Raw genomic sequence first — 19,816 nt, 5'->3', positions numbered from 1 at the left:
TGGTGTCAGGAAGGAAACAGAATGACCGATAGAGAAATGAACAGTGATTCATTTTTTTAAAGGGGGATTATTTCATGGAAACAATTCAAGTGGAACGGCACAACGGGGTAGGCTGGCTCAAATGGAACCGTCCGGAAAAATTGAACGCGCTGAACGAGACGTTGTTGCGCGAAGCGAGACAGGCGCTCGAACAACTTGAAGCCGACGAATCGGTCCGGGTCATCGTGCTGATCGGGGAAGGGCGCGCCTTCTCGTCCGGTCAAGATTTGACGATCGAGAGTGACGCCGATTATGGCACGTATTTAGAAGACGTCTACCATCCGCTCGTCCGGGCACTCTCGGATTGCCAGAAGCCAATCATTGCCGGCATCCACGGTGTCGTCGCTGGGGCAGGACTCAGTCTGGCGCTTGCGGCCGACGTTCGCCTCGTCGCCCGTTCGACGAAGTTCAGCTCGGCGTTCATCAAGATCGGCCTCGTCGCCGACGCCGGTGGGCCATATCATTTGCGTCGTTTGATGCGCCAAGACGTCGCGCTCGATTGGATGTGGAGCGGCAGCACGATCGACGCCGAACGGGCTGAGGCGTTCGGTCTCGTCACTGAACTGATCGAGGATGAGGCGTATCTTGCCCGTCTCACGGCCTACGCCGAGACGCTCGCGGCAAAATCACCGACGGCCGTACAAGGGATGAAGGCGCTCCTTCGCGAGTCATCGTTTGAAGACGGGCTCGCGCAAGAGATCCACTGGCAACGGGAATGCGGCAAGACCGAGGTTCATCAACGGGCGATGCAAGCATTTTTAAGTAAAAAATAAGGGAAGCGGTCGTGTTGACCGCTTCCCTTATTCGTTCAAGAGGATGGTTTGGCTTCGAACTGGAAGCCTTTTTGTTGCCACTTGCCGTACTTCCACCGTCGGAAAGCGAAGAAGCCGCGGAACCACTCGTCGAGCGAGAACGCAAGCCAAATCCCGAGCACACCGAGTCCCATTTGAATCCCGAACAAGTAACTGAAGACGACGGCGACGCCCCACATCGAGGCGATCCCAATCATGACCGGGAAGCGGACGTCTCCGACCGACTTGAGTGACCCCATCAGAACGATGTTCATGGCACGACCCGGCTCAAGAATAAGCGTCGCCCATAGGATCGGGATACCGACGGCGATGATGTCCGGGTTCGACGTGAACAAGCCGAGCAAGGATTTCCCGAACACGGCGAGGCCGAGCGAGGCGACGAGCGAAGAGAACATGGCGATTTTCAACGTCCGGACTGCCCGGGTATACGCCTCCTTGAACCGCTTCCCGCCGACGTCGCGGGCAATCAATAGCTGTGTCCCTTGGGCGATGGCGACCGTGAACAAAAATGCGAGCATCGATAAGTTCATCACGTAGACGCGAGCGGCGAGGGAGGCGTCACCCATCGTCGCGATGAAGCCGGTGATGACAATTTGTGAAAACTGGTACGATAAGTTCTCTCCTGCCGAAGGAACACCGATTTGTAAGAGTGCTTGAATATCATCGCGTTTTGGACGGATCAACTCTTTGAGCGGGAACCGCATCATGAGGCGGCGTTTGACGATCCAAAACAACAGCACCATGGCCGACAAACGAGCGATAACGATGGCCCAGGCGACACCGGCGACACCCGTCACCGGGAGACCGAACCAGCCTGTCACGGCGAGCATGGCTCCTGCTGCCGTGATGACATCGATCAAAAGCGTCGCGAGCATGGCGTGTTTCGTCATGCCGTGGCTGCGTAACACCGCGCTGAGCGCCATGATGAGCGCTTCGGTGAAGAGCGATAAGCCGACGATCTGCAAGAACAACAAGCCGTAGTCGAACAGTTCATCCGACAGACCGAACAAGCGAAGGAACGTCTCGCCGAACAAGAAGACGACGACGACCATGACGACGCCGAGCCACATGTTCAAGCTGACGGCAGAGCGGGCAAAGTCCCGGCTCTTCTTCATCCGACCGGCACCGATCGCCTGACCGATCAAGATCGTCGCGCCGACGGAGGTGACGCTAAAGACGATTAAGAAGACGTTCAACAATTGGTTGGCGACGCCGACCGCGGAAGCGGCGGCATCGGAATACTGGGCGAGCATGAGCGTGGCGATGATCCCGGTCCCCATGTGGAGCGCGAGCTCGATGAAGATCGGCCACGAGATTTTAAATAGGCTGAGCTGTTCGGTGTCTTTGGTTGGCATGAATGTTCCCCTTTTGTTCAAAAATTCTTTATATGAAATATTTATCTTTTAAAAATTACAATGGTCATGTTACTCCTTTTGAAATGAAAAAGAAAGGGGGTTTACTAAATTATTTCCAACAAAAATAACCACCCAAGCAAATGGGTGGTCAAACGCCGTCATTTTAGTTTCAGAATGGAAGTGCCATACGGTGCAAGTTCGATTTCAAGTGAGTCTACGTCCCGGTCGTTCAGTAAATCGTGGGCACCACCTGTATGCCAGAGCGGGTTGAGCGTAGACACCGTATCTGAGTTATTGAAGTAGATCAAATACGTCTCGTCTTTCGAGCTCCGTTCGACGATGAGGGCGTTGTCTTCATCGTCGACGAGGTTGAACCGGTACGATCCGCCGTTCGCGAGCACCGGGTGATCTTTGCGGAGCTGAATCAATTTCTGGACGAAGCGGAACAAGTTACGGTCTTCCTCGGCCTCGTCCCACGGCATGCAGCGGCGGCAGCCCGGATCTTGCTCGCCTTCGAGCCCGATCTCATCACCATAGTAAATACATGGGCTACCCGTATACGTGAGCATCGAAGTCATGAGGAGTTTGAACTTCCCTTTATGCCCTTTTGCCCGAGTGAGGGCCCGTGGGGTGTCATGAGAGTCGATCAAGTTGAACGTCACTTCGTTCACGTTCATCGTGTTCATCATCTCGACACGCGTCAACTCGTCCCGGAACTGTGACGCCGTCGTCCGATCGAGCGCGAAGTAGTTTAAGCTCGCGTTCGTGAACGGATAGTTCATGACCGCATCGAACTGGTCGCCTTGAAGCCACGGTTGGGCATCGTGCCAAATCTCACCGAGGATGTACGCTTCGGGGTTCGCTTCTTTTACAGTGCGACGGAAGTCACGCCAGAACGCGTGGTCGACCTCGTTCGCGACGTCTAAGCGCCAACCGTCGATGCCGAACTCTTCGACCCAATAACGGGCCACATCTAATAGATAAGCTTTCAACGCCGGGTGTTCGGTGTTGATCTTCGGCATGTTCTTCTCGAAAGCGAACGTATCGTAGTTCGGCTTCGGTGCCGTCTCGATCGGGAAGTCGCGGAGATAGAACCAGTCGCGATACTCGGAATGAGGCCCGTTCTCGACGACGTCTAAGAACCAAGGATGGTTGTAGCCGACGTGATTGAACACCGCATCGAGCATGACTTTGATCCCGTTCTCATGAAGCAAGTCGACCAATTGTTTGAACTGCTCTTTCGTCCCGAACTGCGGGTCGATTTCCATATAATCGAGCGTGTCGTATTTATGGTTCGTCGTCGCTTTGAAGATCGGGCAGAAGTAAATGCCGGTGATTCCGAGTTCGACGATGTGGTCCATATGATCGATGATGCCTTGGAAGTCGCCACCGAAGAAGTTTGTGATCGTTGGCTCAGTGCTGTTCCAGGCGAGCGTCCCTTCAGGATCGAGTGACGCGTCTCCGTTCGCGAACCGGTCAGGGAAGATTTGATACCAGACCGTGTCTTTGACCCATGACGGGGCGTGGAAGATGTCGATCGGGTTGATGAACGGGACACAGAAGTAATAACCCGTATCGTCGAGCGGTTTATCTTCGAACCAGCCTTTTTCCGTATAGACGGCCGTCTCGTTGCCGTCATGGAGCCGGAACCCGTAACGGAGGCGACGGAACGGCGGCTTGATCGCGATGAACCAGTAGTCGTATTGGTCGTCGTGGCCGATTTGTTCCATTGGTGTCTCGAACGTGCGCCAGTAGCTCGGCTTGTCCGGGTCAAAGTTCCACATCGCCGGGTCTTCTGAATGCCAGTCGTATGGGTCATTCCAAATTAAGTCAACAGATTGGATATCATTTCTTTTCGTATGAAACCGAATATGGATCGTTTCCCGGTCGTATTTATAAACGAAAGGGGACATGGCGCGATGATAAATAGCTTCTTTGATCAAGTGAAATCGTTCCTTTCTCGATTGGGGTTGTAACCATTTTACACTGTCTGTTCAGAAAAGAAACAACCGTTGCGAAAACGTTTGCTCAAGCAAAGGGTAATAAAGCGGTTACATTTTGTCAATCACTGCTCACGACAATTATTGAACAATTGAACGCATAAACGTTGAAAAAGAGATAAATGGGATACCTACGAGAAAAAATTGAAAAAAAAAGTCTTGTAAAACGCTTACACAACTGTATAATAAAAATTGAGGTGAGGATGCAAACGTTTTCACTGAATGGCTGATTTCGTAGCGGAGTTGATTAAAATCAGTCGTTCAGTACGTGTGCGCAAATCTGACCATACTAATTTCCTTGGGGAGGTTTTTCATCATGAAGATGAAAAAAATGGTAGCAGGACTTTCAACGGCAGTATTAGCTTTCGGTGCACTTGCTGCATGTGGTGGCGGTACGGATAACGGTTCTACTAACGAAGGCGGTTCTACTAGCGAGAACAAGCCAGAAAAAATCGTAATTTGGGAAGATATTGAAAAGTCGGAAACGACGAAAGAAGTTGCGAAAGCGTTTGAAGAAGAACACGGCGTCGCAGTAGAAGTCGTCGAAGTTCAAATGACGGACCAAAAAGACAAGTTGGCGCTTGACGGCCCGGCTGGTAAAGGTCCAGATATCGTTCTCGTACCGCACGACCAAATCGGCACGATCGCTGACCAAGGTCACTTGAATCCGCTCGCTGACGAAGGCGCGCTCGAAGCGTTCACAGATGCTTCGAAATCGGCTGTCATGTTCGACGGACAAGCTTACGGCTATCCTAAATCAGTTGAGACACCAGTCCTCATGTACAACAAGGATTTGGTTTCAGAAGCTCCTGCTTCAATGGACGACCTTTACAAGCTGTCTACAGATCTTAAAGACAAAGGCGAGTACGGTTTCCTCGGTCTTTGGGATAACTTCTACTTCGCTCACGGTGTAGTTGCAGGCTTCGGCGGTTACGTCTTCAAAGAAGACGGCGGCGCGCTCGACCCAACCGACATCGGCTTGAACAATGAAGGCGCAGTCGAAGGATTCGACTACATCGGCAAATGGTACCAAGAAGGCCTCTTCCCTAAAGGGTTGATCGGCGAGTCTGGCGGCCAAGCGATGGACCAACTCTTCACTGAGAAGAAAGCACACACAGTTATGAACGGACCTTGGGCTGTTGCTGGTTACCAAGATGCTGGCGTCAACCTCGGAGCAGCGGCAATGCCAACACTTCCGAACGGTGAGCCAATCAAGACGTTCATGGGTGTGAAAACATATGCACTCTCTGCGTACACTGAGAACCAAGAGTGGGCTGAAATGTTCCTCGCAGAACTTACAAACGAAGAGAACGCATTGAAAATGTTTGAAGCATACAACGAGATCCCACCGGTAGCAGCACTCGAGTCGAATGAGACAATCACGGCGAACGAAGTTGCGAAAGCGGTATTCGATCAAGCGACAAATGCAATCCCAATGCCTAACATTCCTGAAATGGGACAAGTTTGGGAGCCAATGGCACAAGCGCTTCAGCTCGTAGCGACTGGCAAGCAAGATGCACAAAAATCAGCTGACGATGCTGTTAAAGTCATCGAGCAACAAATCCAAGCAAACAACCAATAAGGATGTGAAATGACGGGGTACGCCAAATGGCGTTCCCCCTCATTTTCTGAAATTGAGCAAACGCTTGCTCGATTGATTTGCTCAAATTGAAAGGAGAAATTGAGGATGGCTTCAATTCCGAACCCAAAAACACCGGAACAACGACCGGACAAACCGACCAATCATGCTCGGAACGCCGCATTACTCTCGATCATTCCGGGAGCTGGGCAGTTCTATAACAACCAACGTGCGAAGGCGATCGCATTCTTTATCGTCATCATGTCTTATTTTGCAGTAAACTACGATCTGTTTTTCAAAGGGGCGGGCGCCGGACCTGGTGACCGTGGTGGCCTTTGGGGATTGATCACGCTTGGCGAAGTAGCAGGACCTCGTAACGACCACTCCATCTTCTTGATGGTAGAAGGTATTGTCGCAATAATCTTACTGTTCTTCGGTATCGCGTTCTACATTTGGAACATTCGTGACGCTTACCGAGTCGGTCGCATTCGTGATCAGCACCTAAACGTGCCAACGTTCCAAGTGCAACTTCGCAACTTGCGCGACCATGGATTCCCATACTTGATGTTGATCCCGTCGCTTATCTTGCTCGTCTTCACAGTCGTGTTGCCGCTGATCTTTACGTTCTTGATCGCGTTCACGAACTATCGTTACAACAACGCGCCACCGGCAAAACTCGTCGAGTGGATCGGGTTCGAAAACTTTACGCGCATCTTTGAAATCGACATTTGGCGCGACACGTTCGTCGGCGTTCTCGGTTGGACGCTCGTCTGGACGGTAGCTTCAACGGTCGGTGTCATCGCGATCGGGATTTTCCTTGCCGTTCTGTTGAACCAAGAAGGACTTCGGTTCCGTCGCTTGTTCCGTTCAATCTTGATCTTGTCATGGGCCGTACCAGCGTTCATCACGATCTTGATTTTCCGCTCGATGTTCAACGAGTCGTTCGGTGTGTTCAATACGACAATCCTGCCGGCCTTCGGTCTCGATCCGATTAGCTGGATGACCGACCCGACAGCGACACGTAGTGCGCTCATCTTGATTCAATGGTGGCTCGGTTTCCCGTTCATCATGACGCTCATGACCGGTGTCTTGCAGTCGATCCCGGGTGACTTGTATGAAGCTGCGACGATTGACGGCGCGAACATCTTTGATAAGTTCCGTCTGATCACATTGCCGATGCTCTTGTTCGCAACAGCACCGATTCTCATCACGCAGTTCACGTTCAACTTTAACAACTTTAACATCATCTATCTCTTCAACGGTGGTGGGCCGGCTGTCCCAGGACAAACTGCCGGTGGTACCGACATCTTGATTTCATGGATTTACAAATTGTCGCTCGGGGCCAACCCGCAATACGGACTTGCGGCTGCGATCACGCTCATCTTGTCATTCTTCATCATGACACTAGCCGTCATCCAGTTCCGTCGGACAAAATCTTTCAAAGACGAGGATATGATCTGATATGAAAAAACAAAAACGAATCAATTTGGCGTTCTCTTATGTCATCTTGACGCTTGCGTCGATCATTATTCTCTATCCGATGCTTTGGGTAATGGGAACGTCATTTAACCCGGGTCGTACGATCACGTCGACGATCATCCCATCAAACCCGACGCTCATTCACTACAAAAACTTGTTTGATCTAACAATTTCGGATTATAGTTTATGGTATGTGAATACGTTGAAGATCGCTTTCATCACGATGGCGCTCGCTGTAATTTTAGTTACGATTACTGGTTATGTGTTCTCGCGTTACCGTTTCGTCGGACGGAAGAACTCGCTCATCTTGTTCCTCGTCTTGCAGATGGTCCCGCAATTCGTTGCCATCATCGCGATTTTTGTGTTACTCAACATGCTCGGCCTTCTCGATACGCATACAGCGCTGATCTTGCTGTACGCCGGTGGGGCGATTCCGATGAACACGTACCTGGCGAAAGGTTACTTCGATACGATTCCGAAAGAGCTCGATGAGGCTGCTCGGATGGATGGTGCCGGTCACCTTCGTATTTTTTGGCAAATCATTTTGCCGCTCGCGAAGCCAATTGTCGCAACGATCGCCTTGTTCAACTTTATGGGCCCGTTCAACGACTTTATCTTGGCATCGCTCGTCCTGCGTACACCTGAGAAGCAGACGCTAGCGGTTGGACTTTACAATATGATCTCGCGACAATTCGACAACAACTTTACGTTGTTCGCGGCAGGAGCCGTCCTTTCGGCCCTCCCGATCGTCCTCTTGTTCTTCATATTCCAACGTTACTTCGTCTCCGGTCTCACTGCGGGTGGTACGAAAGGTTAATACTCAAAAAAGGGGGAAGCGATATGAGGCGAGGCGTCGTGCTCGTTCTCCTGTCGCTTCTTTTGTTTCCTACAATCGTCGGAGCGAAAGAAGCAGCAACATGGGAACAAGAACGCATGTACTTTATTATGGTCGACCGGTTCGTTGACGGGAATCCTGACAACAACGACCAAGTCGACAAGGATGATCCAAAAGCGTTTCACGGAGGCGACATTCAAGGTGTGATCGAGAAGCTCGACTACATCGAATCGCTCGGATTTACGTCGATTTGGTTGACGCCGGTGTTTCAGAACATGCCGAACGGTTACCACGGCTACTGGATCAAAGATTTTTATGACATCGATCCCCAGTTTGGGACGAAAGAAGATTTGCAAGAACTCGTCGATGAGGCGCATAAGCGCGATATAAAAGTCATTCTTGACTTCGTCGTCAACCATGTCGGTCCGAAACATCCGTGGGTCGAGGAACGACCGGACTGGTTCCATGACGAGTTGCCGATCGTGCTTTGGCAAGACCAAGAGCAAGTCGAGACGCACTGGTTGTTCGACTTGCCGGACTTTAAAACGGAAGACCCGGAAGTGAAAGACTATTTGATCGACGCCGCTACTTATTGGATTGAAGAGACCGGCATCGATGGCTATCGACTCGATACGGTCCGCCACGTCGACAAGCCGTTTTGGAAAGATTTTGTCGAAGCGGTGCGGGCGGTCGATCCTGACTTTTACTTGTTGGCCGAAGTGTTCGACCCGAATCCACAATACGTCGCTGAGTACGACAATTTAGGATTTAACAGCGTCACAAACTTTACGTTCTATGATCGCGTCTCGAAGACGATGACGCAAAAGCACGCCAACGTTGACGAGATCGACGTGGCGGCAAGCTACGCCGAGACGTTTTTCAACGATCCGAACCAAATGGCGACGTTCCTGGACAACCATGATGTCGAGCGGTTCATGCACGTCGCTGGACTTGGGGGAGCCGAGTCGGCAGAACGGCGACTTCGCCTAGCGCTGTTCACGCTCTATGCGTCGCCTGGTATGCCGATTTTATTCCAGGGGACAGAAAACGCGCAAACCGGTGGGGCCGATCCGGCCAACCGGGTGATGACGGATTTCCCAGGGAATGAAGAGTTACATGAATACGTCGCGACGATGAACCGGATGCGGGAAGACTATCCCGTCTTCGCCACTGGAGAGCAACGAATGATTGCCTCGAAAGACGGCATGGCCGTGTTCGAGCGTCGCGACGGCGATGAGGTCGCCTTGTACGCCATCAATATGAACGATGAGGATACAGAGATTGAATTCGAGGTAAGCGAAGTCGGTGAAGATCAACGGCTCCGCGGTCTCTTGTTCTCACAACTTGTCACGGAAAAACGTGGCACGTTCACTATCAAGCTCGCTGGCGAAAGCGCCAACGCCTATGTCGTCGAAGAATCGGAAGTGAACATGTGGACGATTGGTCTGCTCGTCGTCGCGATTCCGCTGTTCTTGACGGGTCTGGTCATGTGGAAGCGCCGCAAGAGCGTGAGCTGAATACCCTGTCGCAGGGAACAATGAATTAACGGAAGCAAGGGGGAGCACCATGCAAATCACGATCAAAGATGTCGCCAAACACGCCAACGTCGCACCGTCGACAGTGTCCCGCGTCATCGCCAACAGTCCGCGAATTAGCCAGAAAACGAAAGAACGTGTTCGTAGTTCGATGGAAGAACTCGGGTACCATCCGAACATCCATGCAAGAAGTCTCGCCAACCGCTCGACACAATCGATTGGTCTTGTCATGCCGAGCGCGGCGACGAAAATACTCCAAAATCCGTTCTTCCCGGAAGTGTTGCGCGGAATCAGTACGAAAGCCCATCAAAACGGTTATTCGTTGTACATGACGACCGGTGTGACCGAAGAAGAAGTGCTGTCGGGTGTCATCGAGATGGTCCAAGGTCGCCGGGTCGACGGTGTCATCGTCTTGTATTCACGCGAAGACGATAAAGTCGTCCAATATTTGCGCCAGACGAAGTTCCCGTTCGTCGTCGTCGGGAAGCCGTTCGGGGACGCCTCGTCGATCACGTACGTCGATACGGACAACTACTTGGCTGGCCGTGAAGTGACGAAGCACTTGTACAACCTCGGTCACCGCCGCATCGCCTTCATTGGCGGATCGGATAAATTGGCCGTCACGCAAGACCGTCGCAACGGGTACGCGACGGCGCTTATGGAAGCCGGGATCCCGGTACGGGAAGACTACATCGCTCGTGCCGAGTTCATGACGAAAGGCGGCGCTAAAGCGGTCCGGGAGTTGCTTCACGTCGATGAGCCACCGACGGCTGTCGTCGTCAGTGATGATATGATGGCGCTCGGTGTCATCAGCACGCTCAGTGAGATGGGTCTAAAAATCCCTGAAGACGTCGCTGTCGTCAGTTTCAATAACGTCTATATCGCCGAACATTCGAATCCGCCGCTCACGTCAGTCGAGATCAACATCTTCGGTCTCGGTTTCGAGGCGACGAACTGCCTGATCGAACAAATCGGCGATAGTGCACCACCGTACGGGAAACGTGTCATCGTCCCGCACTATTTAGTCGTCCGCCAGTCGTGTGGTCAAAAAAAGAATAGCCATGCGGCTGAATGAGTTGAAACCTTCCGTTTTCGTGCGGAAGGTTTTTTTGTGCGGATTCTGATTCATATAAAGGAAGAACGTTCAATCCGACAAAAGTCCTGGCGTTACAAACAGATTACAGTTGTGCGAGAAGCGGTTGAAAACAATGCGCGAGGGAACACTTATACTACCGGCAAAATAGCAATTCACGACAGAGTAGCCCGGCCAATAACCAAAAAATATAGAATTTGAAAGGGAGATACAATCATGGATAACAAACGTTACGTAGGGACTTACTATCAAGAAGCAGAGCTTGTTTCAAAAATTGATGAACTTCGCGCGGCGGGACACCGCGAGGACGACCTGTACGTTGTTGTAAAAGATAAATCGAACCTTTCGATGGTTCGCGGCGAAACGGATGCAGAAGTAAAAGAAACGAAAGCATCGTGGCTCGATCGCTTCTTCGGAGTCGCAGACGGCGGCGATGAAGTGCGCCACACGTTTGATAAACTCGGCTTCTCAGAAGAGGAGACGGCACGCCACCATCAAGATATCGAAAAAGGCGGCTTCGTCTTGTTATTAGATACAGACGACGGCGTCTTGGACAACGGTCGCAACGACACGTTCGAAGGCGGTCGCACGTCAGCGGGCTATGGTTCTGAAGGGAACGAGGCTGGAAACATGACGGCACGTGACCCGCTAACAGCGGCAGGAACGGGTGTCGGAGCAGCTGGCACTGGGCTTGACGCCACGGGAACGAATCATGATTCGACGCGTCACCATGACATGGACGAGGACATTCGTAACCGTACCGACTTGACGGACGAGCAAAAGCTTGAGCTTCACGAAGAGCGCCTCCAAATCAATAAAGAACGCGTTCAGACAGGTGAAGTCCGAGTCGAAAAAGAAGTCGTCGAGCACGAAGAGCGGGTCGACGTCGAAGTCGAGCGTGACGAAGTACACGTCGAACGACGTCAAGTCGACGGGGACCGTGAAGCGACGGGCCATTCGTTCGATGCGACGACAGATCGCGACGAGATTCGTGTGCCAGTCACAGAAGAGCGCGTCGATGTAACGAAGAAAGACGTCGTGGCCGAAGAAATTGTCGTCGGCACAGACAAAGTGAAAGATACAGAGACGGTACGCGAGACGCTTCGTAAAGAAGAAGCCCATATCGAAGGCGAAAACAGCCATCAGAAACATGACGCTGACCATAAGCGCCGTGATGAGCGCGACCGGATCTAATTAGATGACCAAGCACCTCGACAAGGATGGCTCTCTCTGAGGGACCATCCTTTTTTTCGCCAATTCATCTTACAGGAGGAACGAATGTTATGAAACATGCCATCATCTCTGAAGTATTTGACCAGCCCGAGGTGTTGCTAAAGCGGACGGTCGATTTGAAGCAAGAAGGATATAAAGAAGAAGACATGTTCGTCTTCGTCAAACGGACTGAAACGGCTGACGCCATCCGACGCCATTCAAAACTATACGTACTCGTCGCGGATGAGCCGGATACGGTGGCGTCTCTCGTCACGTCAAGCGAACGCCCAATCGAGCGCTGGCTCGGCAGTATGCGGTTGACGCGCGAGCAGCGGGAACGATTCGTGGGTGAAGTAGAGCGAGGGCGGTTGTTCCTTTATGTCGATGCGGATCAAAACGAGGAGATGGCGGACATTAAACGATCGCCGCGCGCCTCTTCCAAGGAGCACGAAGAACAGACGCTTGAACTGCACGAGGAGCGACTCGCGGTTGAAAAAGAAACGGTGCAGACGGGGGAACTCGTCATCGACAAGCATGTAACCGAGACTGAACAGACGATTGAAGTACCGGTTCGGAGGGAACACCTACATGTAGAGCGCCTTGCTGGTTCTGAAGATGTGATTGAAGACTACGACTTCGACAAACCTGGCATCCGGACGATCGACGAAGGGGACCAACTACGTATCCAAGTCATCGAAGAGCGCGCCTTCATCGTCAAGCGTCCGGTCGTCGTCGAAGAGATTATCGTCCGCAAGCAAGTGGATGAAGATACGAAGACGGTCACCGAGACGCTCCGTAAAGAAGAGATCGATATTAGGCAAGTGGGACAAGGCAAGATCACGATCGAGGACAATCCAACATCTAGAAAGGATGATAAATGATGAGTAACAAACGATTTGTTGATACGTACAAAGACGAGGCGGCACTCGTCTCAAAAATTGATCAACTGAGCCAAGATGGGTACGACGAGAAAGACCTTTACGTCGTCGCGAGAGACGAGGATAACGTGTCGCTCGTCAAACGGAACACTGACGCCAAAGTCGAGGAAGCGAGCGCTTCTTGGATGCAGAAATTCGCGGGCGTCGCCGAAGGAGAGCAGGAAGTGAAACGGGCGCTCCTCGATCTCGGTTTGGCCGATGACGACGTCAACAAAGCGTACGGGGACATTATGGACGGTGGGTATGCCCTCATTCTCGATGAGCCCGATACCGGATTCAACGATGGCGACAACCCGGCCTTTGAAGGTCATGAAGCGAACGCCGCCTTCGGTCGCGATTCAGACGTGTGATATAGACATACCTACTTTGGCCCAATGCGCCAGAGTAGGTTTTTTTCGTTCCAAAAGTGACAAAAAAAAGAATGAAAAACTTTTATGCAAACGATTGCATTCTCGGTATAGTCGTGTAAAATGAGAGGTGAGATTAAAAATATAGCGCTTTCATAGACAAGCGGTTGCACGATTCGGTTGTCTACTGACAAGTAGCCTTGTAGAGAAAAAGGAGTGGCAGACAGATGAAACGATTGTTTGCAGTCGACGAATGGAAAGTAACGGAAGAAGGGCTTCACTCGAACGAGAACCGTCTCGCAGAATCGATCACCTCGCTCGGTAACGGGCACATGGGGATGCGCGGGAACTTTGAAGAAGATTATTCAAACGATACGCACCAAGGATTTTACGTGGCGGGCGTCTACTATCCCGACAAGACGCGTGTCGGTTGGTGGAAGAACGGATATCCGGAATACTTCGCCAAAGTATTGAACGCGACGAACGTGGCCGGCCTGCGTGTCGCCATCAACGGGACGCCTGTCGACTTGGCGAAGTGGGAAGTCAAAGGCTTCACACGCGAACTCGATATGCAGCGCGGTGTCCTCACGCGGACGTTCACGCTCGTGAACGGATCCGAGGAGACGAACGTCGAAGTCGTCCGCTTCTTCTCGATCGTCGACAAAGAGATTTTGGCGATTCGCTACAACGTCACGCCTGTGAACTATGAAGCGGAAATCGAATTCACTCCTTATCTAGACGGGGACGTCGTCAACGAAGACTCGAACTACGATGAGAAGTTCTGGTTGCCGGTCGAACACGGCGTCGAAGAACGGTTCGGTTTCGTCACGACAAAAACGAAGAAACTTGATTGGCACGTCACGGCTTCGATGATCGCCGACGTCGAAGACGCACGCTGTGAAGTGCTCGATGCGACCGACCTCTACGTCGCTAACCGTTTCACGGTCAAAGCGGCAGCGGGTGAGACGGCAACGGCGTACAAGTACGTCTCGGTCGTCACGAACCGTGACCATGAAATTGACAATTTGCAAGGAGTCGGCATGCAGCGCGTCGAAGCCGCGTTCGAGAAAGGGTTCGAGACGCTCTTGGCGGAACAGACGGAAGCTTGGCTCGCCCGTTGGGAAAACGCGGACGTCCGCATCGACGGCGACGCGGAAGCGCAACAAGGCATCCGTTTCAACATCTTCAACATGTATCAAACGTATACGGGTGAAGACTCACGTCTCAACATCGGACCGAAAGGGTTCACGGGCGAGAAGTACGGTGGCGCCACGTATTGGGACACGGAAGCGTATTGCCTCCACTTCTACTTGGCGACGACGAAGCCGGAAGTGTCGTGGAACTTGCTCAAATATCGTCATAATCAATTGCCGCAAGCGAAAGAGAACTCGGTCAAAAACGTCGGGATGAAGGGCGCCTTGTATCCGATGGTGACGATGAACGGGGAAGAGTGCCACAACGAGTGGGAGATCACCCATGAAGAGATTCACCGTAACGGTGCGATCGCCCATGCGATCTTTAACTACACGAACTTCACGGGCGACAAGTCGTACCTAGGTCAATACGGACTTGAAGTATTGGTCGAGATCTCGCGTTACTGGGCTAGCCGCGTCAACTTTGTACCACACAAAGACGTGTACATGATCCTAGGCGTCACAGGTCCGAACGAATACGACAACAACGTCAACAACAACTGGTACACGAACTTGATCGCCGCTTGGACGCTCGAGTACACGCAAGAAGTGTACAACTACTTGAAAGAAGCAGAACCGGCACGACTCGACGAGTTGACAGCAACGCTCAACTTGACGGATGCGGAACTCGCGAAGTGGGCCGATATCCAAACGAAGATGTACTATCCGAAAGACGACCTCGTCCCGGACGTGTTTATGCAGCAAGACGGGTTCATGGATAAAGAACAGATCTTAGTGAAAGACCTCGATCCGAAACACTTGCCACTTAACCAAAATTGGTCGTGGGACCGCATCCTCCGCTCGAACTTTATCAAGCAGGCGGACGTGCTCCAAGGCCTGTACACGTTCAGCGACCGCTTCACGCTCGAGCAAAAACGTGCGAACTTCGACTTCTATGAGCCGCGCACGGTGCATGAGTCGAGCTTGTCGCCTTGTGTCTACTCGATCGTGGCAGCTGAAGTCGGTTATGAAGACAAAGCGGTCGAGCTGTACCAACGCTCAGCCCGACTCGACCTTGATAACTACAACAACGATACAGAAGACGGTCTTCACATCACATCGATGGTTGGTTCGTGGATGGCGATCGTCCACGGCTTCGCAGGAATGCGTGCCCTCGAGACCGAACTCACGTTCAGCCCGATGATCCCGAAAGATTGGGACGGTTACTCGTTCAACGTGCTCTGGCGCGGCCATCACTTGACGGTCACATCGACGCGTGAACAAGTGACGATCAAACAGACAAATGGAACGGACGTTACGATTCGTGTGTACGGAAACGCGGTAACGGTTCCAGCGAATGATTCAGTGACGATCGAGACAGTGAAAGCGTGACCAAACGTATCAGGTCAACAAGTCGGCTTCGGCCGGCTTGTTTTTTTGTGATACAGGCGGGCACATCGCAGTATTTTTGTTGTAGGCATGGCTTTGAATGTATGTTATCTTGATGCTTAGCTAATTTTGAAAGGGGAGACAGAACTTGACGGAATCCGTTAAAGAACACGCGCGCATCGGGATCGTTTCGATCATCGGGGGAGTGTTCGTTGCATTATCCATGACATTATTCTTAATCCCAGCGGGGGTTTACTCGACTGGGTTTACGGGCTTGGCCCAAATTTTCACGACCTTATTTGCCGGTACGCCGTTTGAGCTCGGTGAAGGCATTTGGTTCTTCATCTTGAACGTACCGCTCTTGATCGTCAGTTATTTTATGCTCGGAAAGAACATGATGATCCATACGTTGATCAGCGTCGCCTCGGTCACCTTGTTCATTCGCGTGCTTCCGCAAACACCTCTCCTCTCGGACGATCCGCTGTTGAACGCCGTATTCGGCGGGGTATTGCTCGCCATCGGGTCAGGCATCACGATTCGGTTCGGTGCCTCGACCGGAGGGTTTGATATCGTCGCCCTCATCCTAGCGAAGTTCACGAACAACTCGGTCGGCGTCTACTTGTTCCTCATGAACATGATGATCGCGCTTGGGGCCGGTGCTTTGTTCGGATGGCCGACGGCGCTGTATACGATCGTCTTCTTGTACGTGACGTCGAAAGTCATCGATGAGATTTACACGAATACGCAGCGGCAGACGCTCTTCATCGTCACGAATCATCCGGACGAAGTGACGCAAGAGTTGCACCAACACGTGTTCCGCGGCATCACACTCATGCCGGCGATCGGTACGTATTCGAAAGTCGAGAAAGCGACGCTCATGATGGTCGCCCAACGCCACGAAGTCCGTGAGATCACACGTATCTGCAAAGATGCCGATTCACACGTCTTTATTAACGTCGTTCCGACTGAAGACGTTGAAGGGGCGTTCCGACGCTAAACAAAACCCCGCTGAACACTCAGCGGGGTTTATTATATAAGGGAGCAACAAACTAGATTACGGAGATGATTATTATCGCCACCGCTGATCGAGCAGTCGTGATGTGGAAGGACTATGTAGAGCTTAAGGAGCATGAAATCACCATTGCGGATACGGAAGCGGGTGCAATCGCATATATCTGCAAGAAAAATGACGTCGAATGTATCATTATCAAAGGAATCTCTGACTTTCCGACAGATGAGGGACATTATGATCCAGTTGCTTCGAATGCTCAACAAATCAATGTGTATTTAGCAAACACACCGAAAGTCATGGTCAAGATTTTTGACGAATATTTAACATAATTAAGCGAGAATTCTCCCACCTCTAAGCGTCTGGGGCGAGGCCCAGCGTAGGTGGGAGATGAATCGCCCGTACATAAACCTCTTGGCCACCCCTGTGACAGATATGACGAACATAAGTTCGTGATTCCGTCAGATTTCCCTTCCCCCGCCGCGGGTATCGGATGAGGAAGGCGTTCATCACGATCATCGGCCGGGAGGAGGCGGAGACATGCTGAAGGGCTACAAATACAGGCTCCACCCGACCGCGGAACAGGCCGATTTCCTGGTCAGGACGATCGGCTGTGCCCGGTTCGTCTACAACAAGCTGCTCGAGGACCGCATCGCTATCCACGAGGAGACGAAGGCGAACGGCGGGCCGAAGCGGAAGCCGCCGACGCCGGCCTCCTACAAGCCGCTGTTCCCGTTCCTCGCCGAGGCGGACAGCCTCGCGCTCGCGAACGCGAAGCTGCACCTCGACACTGCGTTCGCGAAGTTCTTCGCCGGGACGGCCGGCTTCCCGGTGTTCAAGTCGAGACGGAAGGCGCGCGCGTCCTACACGACGAACAACCAGTACGGCACGATCCGCATCGAAGGGGGCCATGTCCGGCTCCCGAAGGTCGGGTTCATCCGCTTCACACAGCACCGAATCTTCGACGGCGAGATCCGGTCGGCGACCGTGTCGATGACGAAGACGGGCAAGTTCTTCGTGTCGCTCCTCGTCGAGCAGCCCGACGAGCCGTGGGTCCCCGCCGAGCACAAGATCGGGATCGACCTCGGCCTCGGGCACTTCGCCGTCATGACGAACGACGCGATGGTGACGGAGAAGATCCCGAACCCGCGCAACCTGCGCGAGGCCGAGTCGCGGCTGAGACGGGCGCAGCGCTCCCTCTCCCGCAAGAAGCCCGGCAGCCGGAACCGCGAGAAGGCGCGGCTCCTATTGGCCAAGAAGCATGAAAAGGTACGGAACCGCCGGCACGACTTCCTCCACAAGCTGTCACGACGCATCGTCGACGAGAACCAAGTCGTCGTCGTCGAGACGCTGAAGCCGAGGGAGATGATGCGGGTCCGCCGCCTGGCAAAGTCGATCGGGGACGCCGGATGGGGCGAGTTCGTCCGCCAGCTGGAATATAAGGCGAGATTCTATGGACGGACGTTCATCAAGGCCGACCCGTGGTTCGCCTCGACCCAGGTCTGTTCGGCCTGCGGCGAGAACGGCGGCAGGAAGGAGCTAGACGTCCGCGAGTGGACATGCGCCGCTTGCGGCGCGCACCACGACCGCGACGTCAACGCGAGCCTCAACCTGTTGCGCCTCGCGGACTGAAACACCCCAGGGCAGGGACTGCCCGACGAGCTTGGTCCACAACCGTGGCTGGTCAAAGCACGGTCTTCCCAAGAAGCTCCCACTTCAAGTTGCGAAGCAAACAAGTGGTGAGTAGTTCACTGCGCTTTATTTAACTAGGTGCAGTGATCGAACACAAAAAACACCGACTGTGGATCAGTCGGTGCTTTGGTTATGACTTGATGCCAAATTTCTCTTCGAGGTAGATGGCAATCCCGTCATCCATGTTCGAAGCGGTCACTTCGTTGGCGACGACTTTGAGCTGGCTGATGGCGTTGCCCATCGCGACGCCCGTGCCGACGTAGTCGAGCATTTCGAGGTCGTTCTCTTCATCGCCGAACGCGATGATGTTCTCACGGCTAATGTTCAAGTGCTTCGATACTTCGCGAAGGCCGAGCGCCTTCGATGTATTTTGGCTCATGACTTCGATCATGTGCTCGGGCATGCGCCATTGACGGTTCAAGACGGCTTCGGCGTGCACTTTGTTCAAGCTGGCCCGGACGTTGTCGACGTGTTCTTTCGTCGCGTGGATCAAAAGCGACGTCGGCTCGTCTTGCAAGTGCTTGAGCAAGTCACCCGATGTGACACTGAGTGCCCGTTCGGCGTAAGGACCGTAAAATTCTTGCGGATCTTTATGGAAATAGACGTGGTCGGTCACTTCGACGACGATGTTGTGTGCTTTCGTCTCCGATACTTCTTCGATGATGTCGTGTGCTGTTTTAAGTGGGATCGGACGGTGTGTGACCGCGTAGGACGTATCTTTCGGGTGATGGACGAGCGCTCCGTTGAAATTGATCAAAGGCGTCGTCAAGCCGAGTTGTTCATAATACATGATCGAGTGGCGATGGGGCCGTCCTGTTGCGATCATGACTTCATGGCCGGCATCACGAGCCGCTTGAAGAGCGCGGATGTTCCGTTCGCTGATCGTCTTGTCATCTCGTAACAACGTACCGTCTAAATCGACTGCGATTAAATAACGTGACATAAGTCATCCTCTTTTCTACATTGTGTACTATTTCTCTGACCGTACCATATTTCACGTTTCGACGGAAAGAATATACAATCGAGGTCGCATATTGTGCAGCAACAATGATATACTATTGCCGTATGGAATTTTATGAATCATCTGTGAGATGGAGGGGACTTTCGATGCGTTACTTAGTCACATTGTTCTGGGCGATCTTGCTTTCGAATACAGCGGTCTTTATCATTTCAGCTGTCGATGGCGTGACGTTCAATGCGGTGCTCGCAACAGCCTTTGGCGTGGTCATCACAATCTTTATCGCGCTCTTGGATACACTTAACCAAGACATGGGAATCAACGACGTCGCCCAAGAAAAGTAAGACGTCCACAACCAAACTGGCTCATATCCGAGTCAGTTCTTTTTATACACATTTAGGAGGGATCGAC

16 protein-coding genes and 1 pseudogene are annotated in these 19,816 nt (G+C 52.4%); 14 read left to right on the top strand and 3 right to left on the bottom strand.

The annotated features are described in order from the left end of the window. The first annotated feature begins 74 nt into the window (after positions 1-74). On the top strand, positions 75-812 hold the full coding sequence (locus BJU60_RS05490; RefSeq protein WP_070327834.1) for an enoyl-CoA hydratase/isomerase family protein: 738 nt from the start codon (positions 75-77) through the stop codon (positions 810-812). A gap of 35 nt (positions 813-847) precedes the next feature. Here BJU60_RS05490 and BJU60_RS05485 read toward each other — a convergent pair whose 3' ends face one another. Both BJU60_RS05485 and BJU60_RS05480 read right to left on the bottom strand, forming a co-directional pair. After that, entirely contained in the window at positions 848-2,206 is a 1,359-nt protein-coding gene (locus BJU60_RS05485; protein WP_070327833.1) for an MATE family efflux transporter, read from the bottom strand. Positions 2,207-2,364: 158 nt separating this feature from the next. Further along, positions 2,365-4,149 carry a glycoside hydrolase family 13 protein gene (locus BJU60_RS05480; RefSeq protein ID WP_070327832.1) on the bottom strand — a complete coding sequence of 595 codons (1,785 nt, stop codon included), beginning with the start codon at positions 4,147-4,149 and terminating at the stop codon, positions 2,365-2,367. A gap of 373 nt (positions 4,150-4,522) precedes the next feature. On the opposite strand from BJU60_RS05480, the gene BJU60_RS05475 reads away from it, so the two are divergent. The 12 genes and pseudogenes from BJU60_RS05475 to BJU60_RS05420 all read left to right on the top strand — a co-directional run bounded on the left by BJU60_RS05475 (position 4,523) and on the right by BJU60_RS05420 (position 18,387). Further along, on the top strand, positions 4,523-5,788 hold the full coding sequence (locus tag BJU60_RS05475) for an extracellular solute-binding protein (RefSeq protein WP_083273997.1): 1,266 nt from the start codon (positions 4,523-4,525) through the stop codon (positions 5,786-5,788). 105 nt (positions 5,789-5,893) lie between these two features. Further along, on the top strand, positions 5,894-7,246 hold the full coding sequence (locus tag BJU60_RS05470) for a carbohydrate ABC transporter permease (RefSeq protein ID WP_070327831.1): 1,353 nt from the start codon (positions 5,894-5,896) through the stop codon (positions 7,244-7,246). A 1-nt stretch (position 7,247) separates the two neighbouring features. Beyond that, complete coding sequence (locus tag BJU60_RS05465; protein ID WP_070327830.1) at positions 7,248-8,081, top strand: sugar ABC transporter permease; 834 nt, start codon at positions 7,248-7,250, stop codon at positions 8,079-8,081. Between the two features lie 23 nt (positions 8,082-8,104). Next, positions 8,105-9,616 (top strand): alpha-amylase family glycosyl hydrolase, encoded by a 1,512-nt coding sequence (locus BJU60_RS05460; RefSeq protein ID WP_070327829.1) that lies wholly within the window; start codon positions 8,105-8,107, stop codon positions 9,614-9,616. A gap of 49 nt (positions 9,617-9,665) precedes the next feature. Beyond that, a complete protein-coding gene (locus BJU60_RS05455) occupies positions 9,666-10,709 on the top strand; it encodes a LacI family DNA-binding transcriptional regulator (RefSeq protein ID WP_070327828.1) in 1,044 nt (347 codons plus the stop codon). A 234-nt stretch (positions 10,710-10,943) separates the two neighbouring features. After that, positions 10,944-11,921 (top strand): YsnF/AvaK domain-containing protein, encoded by a 978-nt coding sequence (locus BJU60_RS05450; protein ID WP_070327827.1) that lies wholly within the window; start codon positions 10,944-10,946, stop codon positions 11,919-11,921. A gap of 89 nt (positions 11,922-12,010) precedes the next feature. Then, a complete protein-coding gene (locus tag BJU60_RS05445; protein ID WP_070327826.1) occupies positions 12,011-12,820 on the top strand; it encodes a YsnF/AvaK domain-containing protein in 810 nt (269 codons plus the stop codon). Next, complete coding sequence (locus tag BJU60_RS05440; RefSeq protein WP_233589621.1) at positions 12,820-13,227, top strand: general stress protein; 408 nt, start codon at positions 12,820-12,822, stop codon at positions 13,225-13,227. Before BJU60_RS05445 ends, BJU60_RS05440 begins: the two co-directional genes overlap by 1 nt. 224 nt (positions 13,228-13,451) lie before the next feature. Beyond that, positions 13,452-15,749: a glycoside hydrolase family 65 protein gene (locus BJU60_RS05435; protein ID WP_070327824.1), complete on the top strand. Its 2,298-nt coding sequence runs from the start codon at positions 13,452-13,454 to the stop codon at positions 15,747-15,749. A 145-nt stretch (positions 15,750-15,894) separates the two neighbouring features. Continuing rightward, entirely contained in the window at positions 15,895-16,743 is an 849-nt protein-coding gene (locus BJU60_RS05430) for a YitT family protein (protein ID WP_070327823.1), read from the top strand. Positions 16,744-16,817: 74 nt separating this feature from the next. Further along, positions 16,818-17,087 (top strand): annotated as a pseudogene (locus BJU60_RS05425) (permease); the annotation flags it as partial. A 208-nt stretch (positions 17,088-17,295) separates the two neighbouring features. Beyond that, complete coding sequence (locus BJU60_RS05420) at positions 17,296-18,387, top strand: RNA-guided endonuclease TnpB family protein (protein WP_070327822.1); 1,092 nt, start codon at positions 17,296-17,298, stop codon at positions 18,385-18,387. A 190-nt stretch (positions 18,388-18,577) separates the two neighbouring features. Here BJU60_RS05420 and BJU60_RS05415 read toward each other — a convergent pair whose 3' ends face one another. Further along, positions 18,578-19,390 (bottom strand): Cof-type HAD-IIB family hydrolase, encoded by an 813-nt coding sequence (locus tag BJU60_RS05415; protein WP_070327821.1) that lies wholly within the window; start codon positions 19,388-19,390, stop codon positions 18,578-18,580. A gap of 164 nt (positions 19,391-19,554) precedes the next feature. Here BJU60_RS05415 and BJU60_RS05410 point away from each other — a divergent pair, with 164 nt between their 5' ends. Beyond that, positions 19,555-19,749 carry a YjzD family protein gene (locus BJU60_RS05410; protein WP_070327820.1) on the top strand — a complete coding sequence of 65 codons (195 nt, stop codon included), beginning with the start codon at positions 19,555-19,557 and terminating at the stop codon, positions 19,747-19,749. The last annotated feature ends 67 nt before the right edge of the window (positions 19,750-19,816 follow it).

This window comes from Exiguobacterium aurantiacum (genome assembly GCF_001766415.1).
GTDB classification, from domain to species: Bacteria; Bacillota; Bacilli; order Exiguobacteriales; family Exiguobacteriaceae; genus Exiguobacterium; species Exiguobacterium aurantiacum_A.
This window is presented reverse-complemented; position numbering and strand designations above follow the sequence as displayed.

Excerpts from the sequence above, each read along its gene's own strand:
- BJU60_RS05490 (WP_070327834.1), top strand. The coding sequence starts at position 75 with ATGGAAACAATTCAAGTGGAACGGCACAACGGGGTAGGCTGGCTCAAA.
- BJU60_RS05460 (WP_070327829.1), top strand. The coding sequence starts at position 8,105 with ATGAGGCGAGGCGTCGTGCTCGTTCTCCTGTCGCTTCTTTTGTTTCCT.
- BJU60_RS05450 (WP_070327827.1), top strand. The coding sequence starts at position 10,944 with ATGGATAACAAACGTTACGTAGGGACTTACTATCAAGAAGCAGAGCTT.
- BJU60_RS05470 (WP_070327831.1), top strand. The coding sequence starts at position 5,894 with ATGGCTTCAATTCCGAACCCAAAAACACCGGAACAACGACCGGACAAA.
- BJU60_RS05455 (WP_070327828.1), top strand. The coding sequence starts at position 9,666 with ATGCAAATCACGATCAAAGATGTCGCCAAACACGCCAACGTCGCACCG.
- BJU60_RS05420 (WP_070327822.1), top strand. The coding sequence starts at position 17,296 with ATGCTGAAGGGCTACAAATACAGGCTCCACCCGACCGCGGAACAGGCC.
- BJU60_RS05485 (WP_070327833.1), bottom strand. The coding sequence starts at position 2,206 with ATGCCAACCAAAGACACCGAACAGCTCAGCCTATTTAAAATCTCGTGG.
- BJU60_RS05435 (WP_070327824.1), top strand. The coding sequence starts at position 13,452 with ATGAAACGATTGTTTGCAGTCGACGAATGGAAAGTAACGGAAGAAGGG.
- BJU60_RS05410 (WP_070327820.1), top strand. The coding sequence starts at position 19,555 with ATGCGTTACTTAGTCACATTGTTCTGGGCGATCTTGCTTTCGAATACA.
- BJU60_RS05445 (WP_070327826.1), top strand. The coding sequence starts at position 12,011 with ATGAAACATGCCATCATCTCTGAAGTATTTGACCAGCCCGAGGTGTTG.
- BJU60_RS05475 (WP_083273997.1), top strand. The coding sequence starts at position 4,523 with ATGAAGATGAAAAAAATGGTAGCAGGACTTTCAACGGCAGTATTAGCT.
- BJU60_RS05415 (WP_070327821.1), bottom strand. The coding sequence starts at position 19,390 with ATGTCACGTTATTTAATCGCAGTCGATTTAGACGGTACGTTGTTACGA.
- BJU60_RS05465 (WP_070327830.1), top strand. The coding sequence starts at position 7,248 with ATGAAAAAACAAAAACGAATCAATTTGGCGTTCTCTTATGTCATCTTG.
- BJU60_RS05440 (WP_233589621.1), top strand. The coding sequence starts at position 12,820 with ATGAGTAACAAACGATTTGTTGATACGTACAAAGACGAGGCGGCACTC.